Here is a 19309-nt window from a genome sequence, read left to right as displayed (position 1 = left end):
GCACGCTTATTATATATGTCGCTCATGGTTTCCGATGGCATCGACAGATTGGGCTTTTTGATCCACGACGTGCAGCGCCTGATGCGCAAGCGCTTCGAGGCGCGCGCCAGCGGTTTTGGCCTTTCTTCGGCGCAATGGCGGCTTCTGGTCCGCGTCGCCAAGGAGGCGGGTGTCGCGCAGGCGCGGCTTGCCGAGCTTCTCGAAATCGAGCCGATCAGCGTCTCGCGTCTTGTCGATCGCATGGAGGAGGGCGGCTGGATCGAGCGCCGTCCGGACGCAACCGACAGGCGGGTGCGCATGATTTTCCCGACCGCCAAGGCGAACGCGGCCTATGCCCACGTCAAGAGCCTTGCCGGCGAGGTTTATGAGGAATCGCTCGTTGGCGTTTCGCCGGAAGATCGCCGCGTCCTGGTCAAGGCGCTGGAGGCAATGGTGCAGAATCTTGCAGATGGTGACACGCCGCCCTCGGAAAAAGTGAAGAATACGGAAGGCGCAGCAGCATGAACGCGGTAGCTAAAGTAGATGAGAATGCGGCCAAGCTGGAGATGGACGCTCCCGCGAAGCCGGCGGCAGCTCCGGTAACGGTCGCTGCGCAGGTAGCTCCGGCGCCGGTGGCGCCGAAGAAGAAGCGTCGTGCCGGCCGCTTCCTTTTGATGTTTGTGCTGCCCGCTGCGTTGATCGCCGGCGGCAGCTATGTCTGGGTGACCGGCGGCCGCTATCAGGAGACCGAAAACGCCAATCTGCAGCAGGCCAAGGTGTCGATAGCCGCCGATGCGGCGGGCCGCATCGTTCAGGTCGACATTTTCGACAACCAGTCTGTCAAGCAGGGCGACGTGTTGTTCGCCATCGATCCCGAGCCCTACCGGATCGCGTTGGCCCAAGCCGACGCGGCGGTGGCGGGCGCGCGGCTCAATGTCGAGCAGCTGCGTGCGGCCTATAGCCAGGCGCTGGCGCAGGAGAAGTCCGACGAAAGCCAGGTCCAGTACGCGCAGTCGCAATATGACCGCGCCGCCGACCTTGCCCACAAGGGCATCAACGCCAAGTCGTCGCTGGACGAGGCCAAGAACGACCTCGACAAGGCCAAGCAGCAACTGGCCGTGGCCCAGCAAGGGATCGTCAGCGCCAAGGCGGCACTTGGCGGCAATCCCGACATCGAGACCGACAAGCATCCAACGGTAATGGCGGCGCTCGCCGCACGCGACAAGGCGGCCTACGATCTGGTCCAGACCACGGTCAAGGCGCCTGCCGACGGCATCGTCAGCCAGGCCGCTTCGTTCAAGGTCGGCCAGTATGTCGGTTCGGGCACGCCGCTGTTTTCGCTGGTCGAGACCGGCGACACCTGGGTCGACGCCAATTTCAAGGAAACCCAGCTCACAAACATGAAGCCGGGCCAGAAGGCCGAAATCGTGGTCGACACCTATCCGGGCAAGACGTTCGAAGCCACCGTCAAGGCGATCGGCGCCGGCACCGGGGCCGAGTTCTCGCTGCTGCCCGCGCAGAACGCCACCGGCAACTGGGTCAAGGTCACGCAGCGCATTCCGGTCCGCCTGGAATTGGCTGATGCCGACGCCAAGATGGCGCTGCGCACCGGCATGAGCGCGACCGTCACGGTGGACACCGGCGTTTCCCGCGGGCTGCCGAGCATTTTCCGCCGCGCCACGGCAGGCGAGGCCAAGTAAGGAGGCCTAACAGCGGCCGCATAGCAAACAGCGAGATGGATGCAGGTGACAGGATTGGTCCGAGGGAGGCGCAGGAAAAGTTGAATGCGTGGTCGGGCTGCGCCTGAGCAGACAACTCCGCGCAGGATCTTCGGTCCTCAGGTTTCCGGGCGGCAGGCGCCCGCTTTGTCGAGACGCTCAGTCGATGTAACCCCCACATCGATGCTCGCGTCCCACCGCGATGAGGGTATCTCTACAGCGAGGGCCTCGCCGTCCGGAAACCTAATGTACACGTTTTTGTTACCTGCTGGAAGTTTTACGTCATGAGCAGCCCAGAACCCTTTCGCGAAGTACCGCACCGCGGCCTGATCACAGTTGCGCTCATGCTGGCGACGATCATGCAGGCGCTCGACACGACGATCGCCAACGTTGCGCTGCCGACCATGACCGGCGATCTCGGCGCCTCCCCCGACAACATCAACTGGGTGCTGACCTCCTACATCGTTGCCGCCGCGATCATGACGCCGGTGACCGGCTGGCTGGCCGATCGCTTCGGCCGCAAGGAGCTGTTCCTAACGGCCGTGGTCGGCTTCACGGTCTTCTCCATGCTGTGCGGCATCGCCTGGAGCCTGGAGACCATCGTTCTCTTCCGGCTGATGCAAGGCGTGTTCGGCGCGGCCATCGTGCCTCTGTCGCAGACCTTCCTGCTCGACATCAACCCCAGGGAACGTCACGGCCAGGCAATGGCCATCTGGGGCGCCGGCATCATGCTGGGACCGATCCTTGGCCCGACGCTGGGTGGCTGGCTGACCGAGAATTTCAACTGGCGCTGGGTGTTCTTCATCAACCTGCCGGTCGGCATCATCGCCTTCCTCGGCATGGCCGCATATCTTCCCAGCGTCGCCCGGCGGGTGCGCAGCTTCGATTTCTTCGGCTTCACCATGCTCTCGCTCGGTGTCGGCGCGCTGCAGCTGATGCTCGATCGCGGCGGCGAGGTCGACTGGTTTTCCTCGATCGAAATATGGATCGAGCTTGGTCTTTCCATCACCGGCTTCTGGGTGTTCACCATACATACGTTGACGGCGGAGCACCCCTTTATCGACCCGAAGATCTTCCTCGATCGCAATTTCGTCACCGGGTTGGCGTTCATCTTTGTCATGGGCGTGCTCATCTTGGCGAGCATGTCGCTGCTGCCGCCAATGCTGTCGACCATCTTCGGCTATCCGACCCTCACCATCGGCGTCGTCCTGGGGCCGCGCGGTGTCGGCACGATGATTGCGATGCTGTTCGTCGGGCGGATCATGCACAGGATCGATGCCAGGATCCTCGTCGTCATCGGCTTTCTGCTGACCGCGCAGTCGCTCTACACGATGTCCAGCTTCTCGCCGCAGATGGACAACTGGCTTATCCTCAGCTCCGGCGTCATCCAGGGCCTTGGAATGGGAACGGTGTTCGTGCCGCTGTCCACCGTGGCCTTCGCCACGCTCGACGCACGCTTCCGCACCGATGCCACGGCGTTGTTCAGCCTTGTGCGCAATCTTGGCTCGTCGATCGGCGTGTCGGTGGTGACGGTTCTGCTGGTACGCAACACGCAGATTAACCACGCTGAGCTCTCGGCCTATGTCAACCCGTTCAATCCCAACCTCTGGGCGGCGTCGCCGGCAGCAGCGGGCGGCGATCCGACGGCGCTTTCGCTGATGGATCGCATGGTAAACATCCAGGCGATGATGATCTCCTACGTCAATGACTTCAAGCTGCTGATGATGATGACACTGCTTGCTGTCCCGTTTGTTTTCCTGCTGCGCAAGCCAAAAGCTGCGCCGCCCGCCAGCGGGGCGCCTGCCGCGCACATGGACTAGGCCTCAGGGCTTGCCGCAACCGCGACCGGCTCGAGGCGCCGTTGCATGTGCCGGTCGCGTTGGCATTGAGCCGGTTCACCTGCCATTAGTATATCCGGACCAATATGCAGTCGCTTTTGGGTTAAAGGTGAGCCTCCTTGGCTTGCCTCAAGCATCAGCGAGAGGAATTGTGTTTGGCCACGAAGTCATCCAGGCAAACTGCCGAAGCGCCCGAATCCGCAAATTTGACGACGCTGGCACAACTGGCGACTGCCTCATATGAGGCCCTCGAGCGCGAGCTTCGCGCCACGATTGCGGCACTTCAGGACCAGGCACTGCGGTTCCAGACCGCGATAGAGAACATCTCGCAAGGCATCTGTTTCTTTGACGCCGATGAACGGCTGATCCTGTGCAACCGCCGCTATGCGGAAATCTATCGCCTTTCGCCCGAGCAATTGCAGCCGGGTGCGGCGCTCCGCGAAATCGTGGAGCGGCGCGTCGCTGTCGGCACCTCGGCAATGAATGCGGACGCCTACCTGGCGTTGGCCCGGGCAGTCAATTCGGGCACTGCTTCGGGGAACTGGACAGCCGAGCTCGCCGACGGCCGGACAATTCAGGTCTGCCATCAACCGATGCCTGACGGCGGCTGGGTGGCCACGCACGAGGACATCAGCGAGCTCAGCGCCAACCGCTTGGTCGTCGACGAGCGTATCTCGTTGCAGACGCTGATCGACCTGGTGCCTGACTACATGTGGGTGAAGGACACCGAAAGCCGCTTCGTCGTCGCCAACCGAGCCATTGCGTCCGACAGCGGTCGAGACAGCACGAGCGACATGATCGGTCTGAGCGACTTCGACCTTCACGCGCCGGATCTTGCGCAGAAATTTCGCCTCATCGAGCAGCAACTGATGCGCGACGGACAACCGATGATCGACGAGGAGGAGTTCGTCGTCGATGCGTCAGGCACCGGCAAATGGTTCCTGTCGACGAAGCTGCCGTTGCGCAACGTTCAAAACAACATTTTCGGCCTCGTCGGCATTGCCCGCGACATCACTGCGCGCAAGCGGGCCGAAATCCTTCGCGACGGGCAGGGGCATATCCTCGAGATGATCGCAAAGAGCGCTCCCCTCGAAGACGTGCTCGAGCAGCTCATGCATCTGGTCGAATCCCAACTGGCGGGGATATTCGGTTCGGTCTTGCTGCTCGACAAGGATGGCACCCATTTGCGCCACGCCGCCGCGCCGAGCCTGGCGAGAGACTACACCGACGCCGTCGACGGCGCCGCGGTCGGTCCCACGGCAGGGTCTTGCGGAACCGCTGTCTATCGGCGCGAACCGGTGATCGTCGCTGACATCATGCAGGATCCGCTTTGGCAGGATTATCGCGAACTCGCGCGGCCGCACGGTTTGCGTTCGTGCTGGTCGACACCGATCCTGTCGCATCAGGGCGTCGTGCTTGGCGTCTTTGCGATGTATTCGATGACGGTGCGCGAACCGACCGAGGCCGAGACCCGCTTGATCGATTTCACGACGCGCATCGCCGGGATCGCCATCGAACGCAAACAGGCCGAAGACCGGATCCACTTCATGGCCAACCATGACGTGCTGACCGGGCTTCCCAATCGCGCCTTGTTGGAGGACCGGCTTTCACAGGCGGTCTTGTACGCCCAGCGATACGATCGCTGGGTGACGGTGGTGTTCATCGATCTGGACAATTTCAAATTCGTCAACGACACGCTCGGCCACAATGCCGGAGACGAGCTTCTGAAGATCGTCGCAAGTCGCATGGTCGACTGCGTCAGGGCGACTGATACCGTCGTGCGGCTCGGCGGCGACGAATTCGTCGTCGTGCTTTTCGATCAGCCGGCGAACGTCGATCTCGTCTCCGAGACCTTGCAAAAGCTCCGGACGGCACTCGCCGAGCCGGTTCAGCTCGGAGCGCATCTTGTGCGGGCGACGGCCAGCATCGGCATTGCCAACTATCCCAAGGATGGGACGGATCCCGATACGCTGCTGGCAAATGCCGACGCGGCCATGTATCGAGCCAAGGAGTTCGGTCGCGACAATTTCCAGTTTTACGCTCCCGAGTTCAACACCAGGGCGCATGAAAAATTCGTGCTTCAGGAAGAGTTGCGAAACGCCTTGGCGCGTTCGCAATTCACGCTGCTCTACCAGCCGCAGGTGGACCTTCGGTCAGGTCGGGTTTTTGCGGCCGAGGCGCTGATACGCTGGAACCATCCAACGCTTGGCACGGTAATGCCGACGACGTTCATCCCGACCGCCGAGGAGACAGGTCTGATCGTACCGATCGGCGACTGGGTTCTGCATGAGGCGTGCCGGCAGAACAAAGCCTGGCAAGACGCCGGGCTGCCGCCCTTGACCGTTTGCGTGAACGTGTCGCCGCGGCAATTCAGGGAACGCAACCTGATCGATCGCATCGTCAGCGCGCTGAAGGACAGCGGCCTGGAGGCCAGGTATCTCGAGCTGGAGGTGACCGAGAGCCTTATCATGCAGGATATCGAGCTCGCCGTCGCGACCATGAACGCCCTGCAAAGCCTGGGTGTCCAGATCTCGATCGATGATTTCGGCACAGGCTATTCCAGCCTCAGCGCGCTCAAGACCTTTCCCGTGGCGCGGCTGAAGATCGACAAGTCCTTCATCAAGGATCTCGCCGCCGACGAGAACGACCAGGCTGTGGCCAGCGCGGTGATTTCATTAGGGCAAAATCTCAACCTGAGGGTCATTGCCGAGGGCGTTGAGACAGATGATCAGGTGGCCTTCCTGCGCAGGAACAATTGCGACGAAATGCAAGGCTACCATTTCAGTGAACCGGTTTGTGCGCAGGACATCGAGGAATTGCTCGGCGGCCGCCGCAAAGACTGACGGGTCGGTCGTCCGGCAGGCTTCCGCCGACCAAATGGCGGAAGTTATCTGCCGAGCACAAGGCACCAGTAGCGAAGCGTGCTGTCGCGGCCGTCGCGTACATAAGCGAGGCCGAAGCGGGTGAAGCGCGGGTCGAGCATGTTGCGGCGGTGGCCCGGCGAATGCACCCAGATATCGAACAGCTTCTGCTGGTCGAAGCGGCCTTCGGCGATGTTTTCGGCGGCAGCGCCGGCAATGCCGTTGTCTTTGACGCGCGAGGCAAAGTCCTTGCCCCAGCCGGTGGTGTGGTTCATTCGGCCGCCGCGCGCCATATAGCCGGCCTGCTCCAGGGCTGCCTGTTCGAGCTGAGGATCTGGGAGAAGCGACCCGAGACCCGCCGAAGCGCGGATGCCGGTCAGCGTGCCGGCGGCGGAAGCAGAGACCCCGGCGCCTTCGCCGGTGGGCAGCACGGCGGTTGCGCAGGCGGTGAGCCCGGCCAGTGCGGCAAGGCCGGCAGCTCTGAGCAGCATGCGCCTGTTTAGGCCAGGTTTGCCTTCATCATTTTCGATTCTCGCGACGGTCATGCCCGCCTGACATAGCGGTGATCATGGCTTTTGCCGGGCAGGGGACTAGAATCTCGCGCCAGCCGACCCGCAGCGCAACAAAAGGGCCGAGCTCCGCTGACGACGCCCCACTGATCCAAGGCGCTAGTGCGGGGGCTTTGCGCAGGCGGGTTCAGTTGGGGCTGGTTGTGGCGGTGAACCCGCACTGCTTCTGTTCCATATCGATCTGCTTCGTGATGCGAATGGCGTTCTGTGCATAGGCCTCCGTCACGGAGCCACTATTCACGGTCTTGTCCTTCAGTGGACTCACGCCTGCGCAGAGGTGGAAAACATGCGGCTCGGCGGACTTCGCGGCTCCGTTTTCGGGCGCGATCCAGTAGACGACATCCTGACCGGCGGGGTGGCTCGCGTTCTTCGTCGCCGCCGCCACCGCGGCGGTGTCCGTCGCGATCGCCTGCGCCTGAGCGGCGACATCGGGCGAACAGGCGGTGGTGGGCTGCCCCGACTTGATCTGGGCTGCGCATGCGTTCATATCCTGGGTGTACTGTTCGACCGACGGGGGTTTGAAACTGATCCCCGTGACCGTCGCGAGCACGGCCAGCGCAGCGCCGACGCCGCCGGCAATCTTCTTGGTCCGCGGATCCATGTTTTTGTCGGTGAGGATCAGGAAAACCAGCGGGAGGAAGGCAATCAGCGTGATGATTGCGCCGAGCTGGTTTTGGAAGAAGAACCTGGCCGCGTCGGATGCACGGGCCGGATCGTGCCTGTTGGCCGCCTTCCACAGCAAGTTGCCGGCGATTGCGAAAATCGCGATGCCGACCAGAAGGCCGATGATCAGCGGCAGGTGTCCCTGGTCGAACTTGTTCTGGCGAAGCAGCATAATTCCGTAGATCTCGCCGCCAATGGCGACGATCCACGAGAGTGCGGCGAAAAGGCGAAGACGCGTGGCGGAGGACTTCTGGCCCTGCGTCGCTTGCCAATCCTTGGTAACGTCTGGCTTGTTGTCGGTCATTGACCAGATCCCCTGATATCGACACTTCTGCGGGCGGCGTTAGACCAGAAAGCCAACCCGCCCCGCGCAGCGGCATTGAACGAGCGCCACCCGCCTTAGCGACGCGGCGAAAATGTGAGCGCCACGGCAGCCTCATCGTCATTCATATTGCGCATGAGTGAATCCGTCCATACCCACGGAGGCAGACGCCTATGCGGCGATGGCTCCGTTCTTCTTAATCTCTGGCTCGAACTTGAGGCTGCCTTCCCTCGCTTGCCTCGCTTTTCTGGCGATCCGGTGGAAGCCGCCGTGGTCACGGGACCGGTCGAAAGCAACGTCGGCAGATCCGAACTGAGGCCGGCTCGATGGTCCAAGGACCTAAAAGCGGCCAGTCCGCTTGCGGCCCAAAATGCGACGTTAGAGTATCTGCTCGGCAATGAAGCTTCTGGCGCTGCCGGTGCATTTCGGTATTCGGCCCGGATCCGACCCAAAGCGGCTGTCCAGCCTCGGGTGGCAAGCGTCCGATTTTCACCACCGGCTAGGCGGCTGTGTCCAGACTCGTTTCCGGCGTCGATGTAGCCCGGCCGGCCCGTTCGTCCTCGGTATGTTCCCACCAGTCGCCAAGGGCGCCGATGAGCGGCACAAGCTTGAGACCTGGCGCCGTAAGGTCGTAATCCACGCGTAGCGGATAGCCGGCATGCGCCGTTCGCCGAACGATGCCGGCTTCCTCCAGCTTGCGCAGTTCGAGCGCCAGGATGCGGTGCGACACGGTCGGGTTGTCACGCCTCAGGTCGCTGAAGCGCTTGGTGCCGTCCTTGAGATAATAGAGCAGCAAGGTGGGCCAGCGGCCGCTGAGCACACGCATGGTCTCTTCGATCGGGCAGCGTGAGACGACGTCTTTCATGGCGGGGACCTGGTTACAGAATAGTGCGTAATTTACATGGGGCGACCAGCGTTTAGGGTCAAGTTTCGCTGCGCAGCGTGACCCCTAACATGGAAGAGACAAAGAAATGGAACCAATCCTCCTTTACGGCTTCCCGCTGGGAAGTTCGATGGGGCTTGTCGCTGCATTTGAACGCGTCGGACAGCCCTATCGCCTGTGTCGCGTTGATATGCTCACTGAAATGAAGAACGATGCCTATGCCAGCATCAACGGCCGCCAGGAAACACCGGTGTTGATTACGGACCAAGGCAGGGTGCTCACCGAGACCATGGCGATCGCTGCCTGGCTCGAAGCCCGCGACACGCAACGCCGTATCAGCTTTGAGCCTCGCTCGCCGGAAGCCGATCGGATGCATCAGTTGACGGCTTTCGTGAACACCGGTTTCACCGCCGCTTTCACCCCGCTCTGGGCTGCATATGAAATGGAGTCGGCCGATCCGGTGCTGCTGGCAACCTTGCGTGACTTTGGCCGCAAGGTCGTTACCAACCGCCATGATCAGCTTGAGGCGATGATCCTCGACACGGACTTTCTGGTCGGCGGCCGGCTGACGCTTGCCGATACCACGTTGATCGGCGTGGCGCGCTGGGCGGAGTTCCACCAGGCGGTCGACGGCACCGCTTATCCCAAGCTGGCGGCGCTGCGCCGCCGCATCGAAGCCGATCCGGCCGTGCGATACGCGCTGGCTGTCGAGGCTGGCGAAAAGCCCGCCGGGTCCGGCGCTTGCCTCGGTCACGTGCCGCTGGCCGAGGTGATCGATCGCTTCGCGGCCTAATCTGTTCGTTCAGCCGCCCGGCGCCCCGGCGCCGGGCGGTGGCGACAAGCGTGCCGAGATCGGCTATCATATCGCCGTTCTTGAAGTGGCAGCTGCGGGCGGCCATCCTGGCGGTGACCGCCCCGACACACGGGAGAAAGGTTATGGCCGGCTTTCATGTCATGGCGGACGCAGGTGGAATGCATGTACAGCCCACGGTGCGCCGCATCAGCACCGAGGATCTGCTCGATGCGCTCCGTCTCGGCGTAGAGGATTTCTGGGCCAAGCCGTCGCATTACGTGTTCCTGTGCCTGATCTATCCGGTGGTCGGCCTGATCCTGACGCAGTGGACGTCGGGCTCGAACGCCATCCAGCTCATCTATCCGCTGATGTCCGGCTTCGCTTTGGTCGGTCCGTTCGCCGCTATCGGCCTTTACGAAATCAGCCGCCGGCGCGAGTTCGGCATGGATACATCCTGGTGGCATGCGCTCGACGTGCGCCACTCCCCGGCGCTGCCCGCGATTGCGGTCATCGGTATCATGCTGGTGGTACTGTTCCTGCTCTGGCTGTTCACCGCGCAATCGATCTACACCAGCCTGTACGGCAATCAGCCTCCGGCCTCTATCGTCGGCTTTATTCGCGAGGTGCTGACGACCAGCAAGGGCTGGACACTGATCCTGCTCGGCAACCTGGCCGGGTTCGCCTTCGCCGCGATTGTGCTGGCGACGACTGTCGTCGCCTTTCCGCTGCTGCTCGACCGCGATGTCGGAGCGGTCTCGGCAGTCGAGACGTCGGCAAGGGCAGTTATGACAAACCCGCTGCAGATGGCGCTATGGGGCCTGATAGTCGCCGTGCTCCTGGTCATCGGCTCGATCCCGCTATTTGCCGGGCTTGCCGTCGTCATGCCCATCCTTGGCCACGCGACCTGGCATCTCTACCGCAGGGTGGTCGAACCGGAGCGGGCACAGCAGGTCAGGCGGCCGATGTAAGACCGATCAGCGTTGCGCGTCGGTTGCCATCTTGACGGCCAGCGCGGTCAGCACCGTGCCCATCATCCAGCGCTGGATCACCATCCATAAGGGCCGCCCGGCGAGGAAAACGGCGATCGAGCCGGCCGTCACCGCGATGATGGCGTTGACGGTCAGGCTGATCGCGACCTGCGTGGCACCGAGCACCAGGAGCTGCGACAGCACGTGGCCCTTGCCGGGGCTGATGAATTGCGGCAGCAGCGACAGATAGAGCACTGCCACCTTTGGGTTGAGCAGGTTGGTCATCAGCCCCATGGCAAACAGCTTGCGCGGCCTGTCTTTCGGCAGTTCGCGGATCTGGAAGGGCGAGCGCCCGCCGGGCTTCACCGCCTGCCAGGCGAGCCACAGTAAATAGAGCGCGCCGGCAAGGCGCAGCACGTCATAGGCAAAGGGCACGGCGAGCAGCAGCGCGGTGATGCCGAACGCCGCCGACAGCACGTAGAACAAAAAACCGAGCGCCACGCCGCCAAGCGAGATCAGCCCGGCCTTCGGCCCTTGCGACAGCGAGCGCGAGATCAGATAGATCATGTTCGGGCCGGGCGTCAGCACCATGCCGAGGCAGACCAGCGCGAAGGCAAGGTGGTTGGCGGGTTCAGGCAAGAGCGCATCTCCGGGTGGGGACACTCACCACATGCTTCCATCACCCGCAAGGGCATGAGGGCAGGAGCCTTTGCGCCAGCGCGCTGCGCCCCCTGCCTTAGTCACCAATCCTATCGCCTTCAGCCGACGATGCGCAGGTTCGACAATTTCCTTGAAATTGTCGGACAGCGTCGCGCCGGTTGCATTCCAGAACAGCTTGGCCGGCTTGCTTGGGTCGGCCGGATCCTTGCGAAAGCGCGAATCCGAGGAACACGCCTTCAGTGCATCGATCGCCTTCTTGTCGCTGGCATCTGTGGGCGACAGGTCGAGCGCCACCGTCATCACCAGAATGTTCGAATTCTTCGCATTGGCGCAGAGCGTTTTCATCTGCTCGTCGAGTGCTGCCGTGTAGTTGGCACCGGTATAGGTGGTCTTGCCGATATCGATGCTGGTATTCATGAACAGGCGGGTCACGCTTCCAGATCCCGGATAGGTCAGGCCAGTGTAGCCGTAGGCAGCGTAGGTCGACCTGTTGTTGGCGTAGCTGCCGTCGCTGACGGCGCTATAGGTATTAGCTCCGTCGGTCAGCACCACGACCACCTTGTCGTTGCCCCTCTCGCTGTTCGGCCGGCCATCGGTGAACGGTGGGTTGCTCGATACCGTTCGCCAGCCCCAGGCAAGTCCCTCCGGTACGTTGGTGTTGCCGTTCGGCGCCATGGCGTCGATGGCGTCCTTGATCTCCTGCTTCTGTGCGTCCTGGCTGACGTCCTTCAACGGTGTGATCGGGTTCGTGGTGCAGGAGGAATTCGGGCCATCGCCCGCGGCTGCGGATTGCGAACCGTATGGTTTTACCAGGAAATATTTGCGCATGTCAGACTGGCGCTGGGAAGCGGTAGGACCGGCGACATAGGGCCAATCGGCCCACCAGTTGTTGCCGTAATTGTAGGACGTGCTGATGACGTCGTTGATGCCGTCACGGTTGAAATCGAGCCACAGAGTGCCAGCCTCATCCGGGGCGAACATCGGCACGAAAAGCGTGGCCGGCGCGGCTGTGTCGGGCGTGGTGTCGTCGACATTGTAGGGATATGGCCGTGCCTCGACGCAACCTTGCCAGCTCGCATAGCGGCTTGTGGTATAAATATATTCCGGTGCGCTCCAATGGCCGTACTGGCAGGTGCCGTTCTTCTTGTATGTGTCGCAGACATATTGCTTCGAATTGGGTACCTCTTCGCGGCCCGATTCGACCGTCATGTCGGCGTAGAGGCTGAAACGGGTCAGCGGCTGGTCCTTGGTCTCGCCCCAGCCGGCGCCGCGCTTGTACCAGATGCCATTGAGCTTCTCGGCATATTTGTCCGGATTGTTGGCGGCACTCATCGTCGTCCAGTCGAAATCCTCGTGCTGGATCGGGGAGATGCCGTCCTGATCCATCCAGCCGTCCTGGTCGTGGGTAGGGCCGACATTGACCGAGGCCGCAAACGGCACGAGAGAAAACTGCACCGGTTTGGTGATTTGCTTCATCTGCTGCGCCTGAAGCGCCAGCGTATCGACAAGCTGCTTGGCGGCCGACTTCAGCAGGTCTATTCGCTTCTCGCCGGTGCCGGAGCCGAGATCGCTCATCGAGCCTGAATTATCCAGCACAAGCGCGACTTCGAGGGTGTTCTTGAGACGGAGTTCCGAACATTCGGTGAAGGTCGTGTCGCTTGCCGTGCCGCCGATCAGCAGGCTGGCGGCCGGTAGAAAATAGGGGTGGAAGGTGAGACCGGCGCAGAGCTTCAAGGTGCCGCCGCCGGCATTGTTGTTGGGCAGCGTGACGGTCAGCGCTGTGTTCGCCGGGTCGATACGTGCGAGATTGGTTTCGAAAAATGTCTTGGCGTAGGCCTTGACGTCGTCGTCGCTGGCGCCGGCGACGATCTGCTGGGCGGCGGCGAGGCCGGCCGCATCAAGTGCGTTCAGCGTTTCGTGCTTTTGGCGCAGCAACTCCCCGTAATCGACACTGAGCGCCAGACCGGCCATCAGCGGCACAATGGTAATTGCAGTCATTAAGGAGTAGTTGCCACGTCTGTCGTGTCGGAATTTTCCGATTATTGCCTTCAGCATTCCCGCCCCGTCCCATTTTTGCCCGGACGATGCCACGCATGTTTAAATTTCCGATTGCCAAAAATGCGTTCAAGGTCGGTACGGTTTTTCAATCCCCGTTAACCACACATACGCAATCGGCAATGTTGCTCCGAGCTTCCCGCGGCAAAGCCTCTTAAAAAGGGATAAGGCGCTGGAAAAGAAAAGCTTTCGCCATCGCGTGCTCGCCGGCGTCCCCGTGCGACAATCGTGCGGACACAACGAAATCTGGTGACATGGCGAAGCGCTTCGGTTAATCCCAACCGGTCGCGGCGGACCGTCGGTCGCGGCGCTTGCAACCATCATGATACAGGGACAACGGCATGGCGGATTCGCCCGACATCATCGGTTCGCTCGCAGACCTGTCGGAAGCCTATTCAGCCATCCTGTGCGACGTCTGGGGCGTGGTGCACAATGGCGAATGGCATTTCCCCGCAGCGGCTGCCGCGCTGATCACTGCTCGCGCGGCGAAAATACCTGTCGTGCTGATCACCAATTCGCCGCGCCGCAGCGCCGACGTGGTGGCGCAGATGAACGCCATCGGCGTCCCTCCCGCCGCCTACGACCGTGTCGTGACGTCCGGCGACGTTACCCGCGACCTGATCGCCGAAGGGCCGCGAAAGATCTTCCATATTGGCGCCGATCGGGATTTCACGCTCTATGAGGGCCTCGACGTCGAACTCGTCGAGGAGTTCGAAGCATCCGGCGTGGTCTGCACCGGCCTGTTCGACGACGAGGTGGAGAAGCCGGAAGATTATGCCGATCTTCTGCAGAGGCTGCGTGCCAGGAACCTGCCCTTCATCTGCGCCAATCCCGACATCGTCGTCGAGCGCGGCGAACGCTTGATCTGGTGCGCAGGCGCTTTGGCCCGCGAATACGCACGGCTTGGCGGGCGCACCCTGATCGCCGGCAAACCCTACGCGCCGGTCTATGACGTCGCCATGAAGGAGGTCGCCCTTATTCTCGGCCGCCCGGTCGAGCGTTCGCAAGTTCTGGCCATCGGCGACGGCATGATGACCGACATCAAGGGCGCGGCCGACAATGGCTTCGACGTGCTCTACGTATCGGGCGGCATCCATGCCCGCGATTACGGTGAGACGCTGCAGCCGGATCCGGCCAGGCTCGCGGCCTTCCTGGAAAAATACGGCTACAGGCCGGTCGCAGTGATTCCCAGGCTGCAATAGGTTCAAGCCATGACGGCCATGTTCGAACGCATTTCCGCAACCGCACCGCTGCCGGCCCATCTGCGCGGCGGCGTGGTGGCGATTGGCAATTTCGACGGCGTCCACCGCGGCCACCAGGCGGTGCTCGAACGCGCGCGCGCCGAAGCGGAGCGTCGCGGCGTACCCGCCCTGGTGCTGACCTTCGTACCGCATCCGCGAAAAGTTTTCAGGCCGGACATGCCGCTGTTCGTGCTGACGCCGCCGCCGATGAAGGCGCGGCTGTTGTCGCATCTGGGCTTTGCGGCGCTGGTCGAGCAGCCGTTCACACGCGAGTTCGCCTCCTTGTCGGCGGAGGCTTTCGTCACCGGCGTGCTCGAGCGCAACCTCGGCATAAGCCACGCCGTCACCGGCTTCGATTTCCATTTCGGCAAGGACCGCCAGGGCGGCCCGGCCTATCTGATGGCTGCCGGCGAGCGCCACGGCTTCGGCGTCACGCTGGTCGATGCGTTTCGCGACGAAAACGCCGAGGTGGTGTCATCGAGCCGCATACGCACGCTGCTGTGCGAGGGCAATGTGGCCGAGGCCGCCGGCCTGCTCGGCTACCGTTTCACTGTCGAGGCGGAGGTGATCGGTGGCCAGCAGCTCGGCCGGACGCTCGGCTTTCCGACCGCAAACATGAGGCTTTCGCCGGAAGCGGCCCTTAAGGAAGGGATTTATGCCGTCCGCTTCCGCCGCGCCGATGATTCCCTTCATGATGGCGTCGCCAGCTTCGGCCGCCGGCCGACCGTCGATGACAATGGCGCGCCGCTGCTGGAGACCTTCGTATTCGACTTTTCCGGCGACCTCTACGGCGAGATTTGTGCCGTGTCCTTTTTCGGCTACCTGCGTTCGGAGGTGAAGTTCGACGGGCTTGACGCACTGGTCGCCCAGATGAAGCGCGACGAGGCTGAGGCGAAGGCACTGCTCGCCGGCGTCAGGCCGCTTTCCGGGCTCGACGCGGCCATAGCTTTTTAGAGCATCGTCCCGAACTGAAGGTCAGCGAAGCAAAAAGTGGGAACCGGTTTTCCGATAAATCATGCTCAAACCAGAATTTATCTCTTCAGCGCCAGGCCAAGGGCGATGAAGGTCCAGCCCTGGAAGATCAGGTCGACGGCCAGGAACAGGCCCAGCACCCACACGCTGTTGACCGGCCAGCCCATGGCGATGACCAGTCCCGCCAGTGCGCTAATGATGCCGGCTGCGACCACCCAGCCCCAGCCCGGCTGCGGCCGATGGCTATAGCCGACCCAGGCCCTGAGCACGCCTGAGGCAAGCAGTGCGACCGCCAGGAGGAAGGTCAGCACCGTCGAGGCGAGGACCGGATTGTCGAAGGCGAAGAAGCCGGCGACGGCGTAGAGGAGACCGCTGAGCAGCCAATAGAAGAAGCCGCCCCATGTCTTCACGCCGAAGGCATGGATGATTTCGACAACGCCGGCCATCAGCATCAGCCAGCCCACGACAAAGACGGAGGCGACGGTTGCGATGAACAGATTGCCGAAGGCGATGCCGCCGAAGACAAGCAGCAGCACCCCGAGCGCGACGAACCATCCCCACTTCGCCCGCGTCTGGCCAATGGCGTCTTTCATGGCATCGCTGTGCACGGTCATTGCCCTTCTCCCTCAAGGTTGCCTAGCTTCTTTGTTCCGGAAAGTAGCGCCGATCGCCTTGCCCGTCCAGCGAGCAGGCTGTGAGCGCCACACTCCCGAACGATCCGCTTGCCAGACCTCCGCTTTTGACCCGAAGCGGCCAAATACCAGATGGAATATTCGATCATGTGCGGGGGTGGGCCAGTGCTAAAAGATGACAAGCGGATTTACGGGCGACCCGTCGTCCCGTGTATTCGCCATGGCGCAAGCGTAACGAAAAATTCCCAGCGCTGGCATTGGCCCTTTATCGATGACGTGTGGCTGTATGCCGTTTTCTACGCTTTATGAGGCTAGGGAAGCAAAATGAGCGATGTGGACGAACACCTCGATCTGATGGAGATCAACGCCGTCCGCAGGCTGTTGACGTCAAAACCACGAACGGTCCGCTGGGACGAACGCCGGGCACGGCTCGACGAAGTCGGTTCGGTGTGGCCGATCGCGGAGGACATCCGATGCGAGGATGTGGTTTTCGATGGCCTCGAGGGAGAGTGGTCCCTGGCGCCCGAGAGTGACAGGGATAAGGTTCTGCTGTTTTTCCACGGTGGTGGCTACTGCTCCGGCTCTCTTAAAAGTCATCGTCGAATGGTGACCGAGGCAGGTCGGGCAATGGGAATGCGCACCCTCGCGATCGACTATCGACGCGCACCGGAACATCCTTTTCCCGCGCAACATGAAGACGCACTCGCGGCATGGCGCTTTCTAAGGCGGCAAGGCATCGCGCCGGACCGGATCGCGGTTGGCGGAGACAGTGCAGGCGGCAACCTTACCTTGTGCCTGGTCAGTATATTGCGCGCGGCAGGCGAGCGGCTGCCGCGGTGTCTTTGGCTGGTTTCGCCCTGGACGGACCTTTCGATGTCCGGCGCGACACTATCAACCAAGGAAGCAATCGACCCTATCATCCACCGGGCGTATTTGGAGGAGCTGGCAACCGCCTATGTTCCCAATGGCGTTGGTCGGCGCGATCCGCTGATCTCGCCGTTGTTCGCCGATCTGAGCGGATTTCCCCCCATGCTGATACAAGTCGGTTCGGCCGAGACGCTGTTGTCGGACGCAACTCGGCTCGCGGAAGCCGCTGGCGCGGCTGACGTCAAAGTACGTCTCGAAATTTGGCCGCATATGATTCACGCTTGGCCGGTTTGGAACGCGGGGTTGAGTGCCGGTCGCCGCGCTCTTCACAGCGCCGGCATGTTTGTCCGCGAATGTTTGTAACCCCTGGGTGAGCAGCTAGGGTTCATACGGCTATTGCGAAACTCCAACAGCAGCCGAGACATTCCAGGCTGGAGATGACAGTCGCTGCTGGCGCATTCCGGAAGTCTGGCATCTTGGTGCGGCACACAATTGGCTGCAATGCGGAACAGTTCGGCCAACGCCGCCAAGGTTACGGATATTAAGTCAAATTTTACCGAACTGGCGCCATGGCTTCAGTCAAGGCTGGTTGTATCGGCCAACGCGTTCGACGTATGGAGTAACGATGCGGTCTGTCCCGATGATCCCGACGGTCTTGGCCGCATTCATGCTCGGCACCTGCGGCGTTGCCAAGGCCGGCGAGGGCACCTTCGGCTGGCTGTCCGGAGACTGGTACCTGACGGTCGGCGCCACCGGCATGGTTGCCCCGAATTTCGAGGGCGGCAAGAAGTACCTGCTCAGCGCCTCGCCGATCATCTCGCTCGGCAAGGCTGGTCCCGCGGCGCGCTTCACCTCGCGCAACGACAATATCTCATTGGCATTGATCGACGATGGCGGCGTCCGCGCCGGCCTGACAGGCAAGTTCCTGTTTTCCCGCGACGGTGGTGACGCCGACGAATTGAAGGGTCTCGACCCGGTGCGCTGGGGCGGCGAGGCCGGCGGCTTCTTCGAATTCTATCCTTTGGATTGGCTGCGTGCCCGCGCCGAATTGCGGCACGGCATTCGCGCCCACAACGGCTTTGTCGCCGACATCGCCGCCGACGCCTTTTACGATGTGACGCCCGATGTCAGGATTTCGGGCGGGCCGCGCGTTTCGTTCGCCTCATTGGACTATTTCGACGCCTATTACGGCGTTGATGCCAAGGAGTCCCTGGCCTCGGGGCTCAGCGAATATCATCCAGGCGGCGGGGTGAAATCGGCGGGCCTGGGCGGCGCGGTGACCTGGAAGGTGACCGAGCCGATGACGGCCAGTCTGTTCGGCGAATATTCCCGCCTGATGGGCCCGGCCGCCGATTCCAGCCTGGTCAAGGAGCGCGGCTCCAGGGATCAGTTCATGATCGGCGTGTCGACGACCTATCGCTTCGATTTCTCGATGTGAGCGGGTAGGCGTCGGCTCATTTGATCAAACGGCTGTCGAACGGATAACGGTATAGGCCCGCAATCGTAATGCGTGACGCATCGTCATGGGTCGGGTTGAGCAGATAGTTGTTTGCTTTGCGCATTATGATCGAAGGAATTTTCATGACCGCGTAACGATTGGCCGAGAGAAAGTCCGTGCCCTGTCGCCGTGTCGATTCCATGTCCTTGTCCCAGCCGTCATGGATAACCGGTTCGGTCATTTCTATTCCGTCCGGAACGTCGATTTCGATAAGCTGGTAGGTTTCCGGAACGGTTTCGCGCGTCGCATGCACCAGTATCTCCAGCAGTGCCGTGGAAGGGTGGTCGGTGCAATAGACGATGGGCATCCCGCGCCTGTTCCATCTTCCATCAACGAGCGTTCCGCCACGACCCGAGAGATCCGCGAAATTGGAGATGCGCCAGATGCGCATCGTCAGGCAAGCATGCCAAAGTCGATGCGGATAAGCTCTTCGGAAACGACGTGGGCGCCGGTCTCTGTCTCGAGGAGATCGATCGGCCTTGCACCATCCAATGCTATGATCTCGCTTCTCAGCCAACGCTGGGCTTTCTCATGGCTGCCGAATACCCGATCCGCCTGCTCGGCGATGCGTTCTAGGCGCAGGGCGCGGTCGGATTCAGCTGGCGAAAGCGGCTCGGCATGTTCCTTGCGACGCGCCAGCGTGCGGCGGGGGGCAACGATACGATAGAGTTCTTCGCTACTGAAACCCAGACTGCGCAGATGATCGATCTTGTCCGTAGGGACGGAAAAGTCGTGTGTTGCGCGAATTGCCCTTGCTGCGACCGACATGAACGTCTCCTTGGCACTGCAG

At 62.0% G+C, this 19309-nt stretch carries 18 protein-coding genes; 10 read left to right on the top strand and 8 right to left on the bottom strand.

Annotated elements, in window-relative coordinates:
- Positions 1-24: 24 nt before the first annotated feature.
- The 4 genes from NKI95_RS06720 to NKI95_RS06705 all read left to right on the top strand — a co-directional run bounded on the left by NKI95_RS06720 (position 25) and on the right by NKI95_RS06705 (position 6378).
- Positions 25-504 carry a MarR family winged helix-turn-helix transcriptional regulator gene (locus tag NKI95_RS06720; RefSeq protein ID WP_352715241.1) on the top strand — a complete coding sequence of 160 codons (480 nt, stop codon included), beginning with the start codon at positions 25-27 and terminating at the stop codon, positions 502-504.
- The gene (locus NKI95_RS06715) at positions 501-1679 is read left to right on the top strand and encodes an HlyD family secretion protein (RefSeq protein WP_352715121.1); all 1179 of its coding nucleotides are present in this window, start codon (positions 501-503) and stop codon (positions 1677-1679) included. Before NKI95_RS06720 ends, NKI95_RS06715 begins: the two co-directional genes overlap by 4 nt.
- Before the next feature lie 302 nt (positions 1680-1981).
- Positions 1982-3517, top strand: coding sequence for a DHA2 family efflux MFS transporter permease subunit (locus tag NKI95_RS06710; RefSeq protein WP_352715119.1), 1536 nt, complete (start codon positions 1982-1984; stop codon positions 3515-3517).
- Between the two features lie 173 nt (positions 3518-3690).
- On the top strand, positions 3691-6378 hold the full coding sequence (locus tag NKI95_RS06705; protein ID WP_352715116.1) for an EAL domain-containing protein: 2688 nt from the start codon (positions 3691-3693) through the stop codon (positions 6376-6378).
- A gap of 44 nt (positions 6379-6422) precedes the next feature.
- Here NKI95_RS06705 and NKI95_RS06700 read toward each other — a convergent pair whose 3' ends face one another.
- From NKI95_RS06700 to NKI95_RS06690, 3 genes are all read right to left on the bottom strand, one after another.
- Positions 6423-6941: a CAP domain-containing protein gene (locus NKI95_RS06700; RefSeq protein WP_352715113.1), complete on the bottom strand. Its 519-nt coding sequence runs from the start codon at positions 6939-6941 to the stop codon at positions 6423-6425.
- A 151-nt stretch (positions 6942-7092) separates the two neighbouring features.
- The gene (locus NKI95_RS06695) at positions 7093-7932 is read right to left on the bottom strand and encodes a hypothetical protein (RefSeq protein ID WP_352715111.1); all 840 of its coding nucleotides are present in this window, start codon (positions 7930-7932) and stop codon (positions 7093-7095) included.
- Between the two features lie 517 nt (positions 7933-8449).
- Positions 8450-8815, bottom strand: a complete 366-nt coding sequence (locus tag NKI95_RS06690) for a winged helix-turn-helix transcriptional regulator (RefSeq protein WP_352715110.1) — start codon at positions 8813-8815, stop codon at positions 8450-8452.
- 106 nt (positions 8816-8921) lie between these two features.
- Between NKI95_RS06690 and NKI95_RS06685 the strand changes: the two genes are divergently transcribed.
- Both NKI95_RS06685 and NKI95_RS06680 read left to right on the top strand, forming a co-directional pair.
- Positions 8922-9626, top strand: a complete 705-nt coding sequence (locus NKI95_RS06685) for a glutathione S-transferase family protein (protein ID WP_352715108.1) — start codon at positions 8922-8924, stop codon at positions 9624-9626.
- Positions 9627-9769: 143 nt separating this feature from the next.
- Positions 9770-10594, top strand: a complete 825-nt coding sequence (locus NKI95_RS06680; protein ID WP_352715105.1) for a DUF2189 domain-containing protein — start codon at positions 9770-9772, stop codon at positions 10592-10594.
- A 6-nt stretch (positions 10595-10600) separates the two neighbouring features.
- Here the strand turns inward: NKI95_RS06680 and NKI95_RS06675 are convergent, their stop codons facing one another.
- Both NKI95_RS06675 and NKI95_RS06670 read right to left on the bottom strand, forming a co-directional pair.
- A complete protein-coding gene (locus tag NKI95_RS06675; RefSeq protein WP_254817423.1) occupies positions 10601-11233 on the bottom strand; it encodes a LysE family translocator in 633 nt (210 codons plus the stop codon).
- Between the two features lie 24 nt (positions 11234-11257).
- Positions 11258-13309, bottom strand: a complete 2052-nt coding sequence (locus tag NKI95_RS06670) for a pilus assembly protein TadG-related protein (RefSeq protein WP_502909118.1) — start codon at positions 13307-13309, stop codon at positions 11258-11260.
- 341 nt (positions 13310-13650) lie between these two features.
- Here NKI95_RS06670 and NKI95_RS06665 point away from each other — a divergent pair, with 341 nt between their 5' ends.
- Both NKI95_RS06665 and NKI95_RS06660 read left to right on the top strand, forming a co-directional pair.
- Entirely contained in the window at positions 13651-14511 is an 861-nt protein-coding gene (locus tag NKI95_RS06665; RefSeq protein WP_352715100.1) for a TIGR01459 family HAD-type hydrolase, read from the top strand.
- Between the two features lie 9 nt (positions 14512-14520).
- Entirely contained in the window at positions 14521-15504 is a 984-nt protein-coding gene (locus NKI95_RS06660; protein ID WP_352715097.1) for a bifunctional riboflavin kinase/FAD synthetase, read from the top strand.
- A 77-nt stretch (positions 15505-15581) separates the two neighbouring features.
- Here NKI95_RS06660 and NKI95_RS06655 read toward each other — a convergent pair whose 3' ends face one another.
- Positions 15582-16136 carry an HdeD family acid-resistance protein gene (locus NKI95_RS06655; RefSeq protein ID WP_352715095.1) on the bottom strand — a complete coding sequence of 185 codons (555 nt, stop codon included), beginning with the start codon at positions 16134-16136 and terminating at the stop codon, positions 15582-15584.
- A 342-nt stretch (positions 16137-16478) separates the two neighbouring features.
- Here NKI95_RS06655 and NKI95_RS06650 point away from each other — a divergent pair, with 342 nt between their 5' ends.
- Both NKI95_RS06650 and NKI95_RS06645 read left to right on the top strand, forming a co-directional pair.
- Complete coding sequence (locus NKI95_RS06650; RefSeq protein WP_352715093.1) at positions 16479-17384, top strand: alpha/beta hydrolase; 906 nt, start codon at positions 16479-16481, stop codon at positions 17382-17384.
- Between the two features lie 262 nt (positions 17385-17646).
- Positions 17647-18459 (top strand): MipA/OmpV family protein, encoded by an 813-nt coding sequence (locus tag NKI95_RS06645; protein ID WP_352715091.1) that lies wholly within the window; start codon positions 17647-17649, stop codon positions 18457-18459.
- A gap of 16 nt (positions 18460-18475) precedes the next feature.
- Here the strand turns inward: NKI95_RS06645 and NKI95_RS06640 are convergent, their stop codons facing one another.
- A complete protein-coding gene (locus NKI95_RS06640; protein WP_352715089.1) occupies positions 18476-18910 on the bottom strand; it encodes an RES family NAD+ phosphorylase in 435 nt (144 codons plus the stop codon).
- Between the two features lie 2 nt (positions 18911-18912).
- Entirely contained in the window at positions 18913-19287 is a 375-nt protein-coding gene (locus NKI95_RS06635; protein ID WP_254817430.1) for an Xre family toxin-antitoxin system antitoxin, read from the bottom strand.
- Positions 19288-19309 lie beyond the last annotated feature (22 nt).

Origin of the sequence: Mesorhizobium sp. M0306 (assembly GCF_040321655.1) — a bacterium.
GTDB lineage: Bacteria > Pseudomonadota > Alphaproteobacteria > Rhizobiales > Rhizobiaceae > Mesorhizobium.
This window is presented reverse-complemented; position numbering and strand designations above follow the sequence as displayed.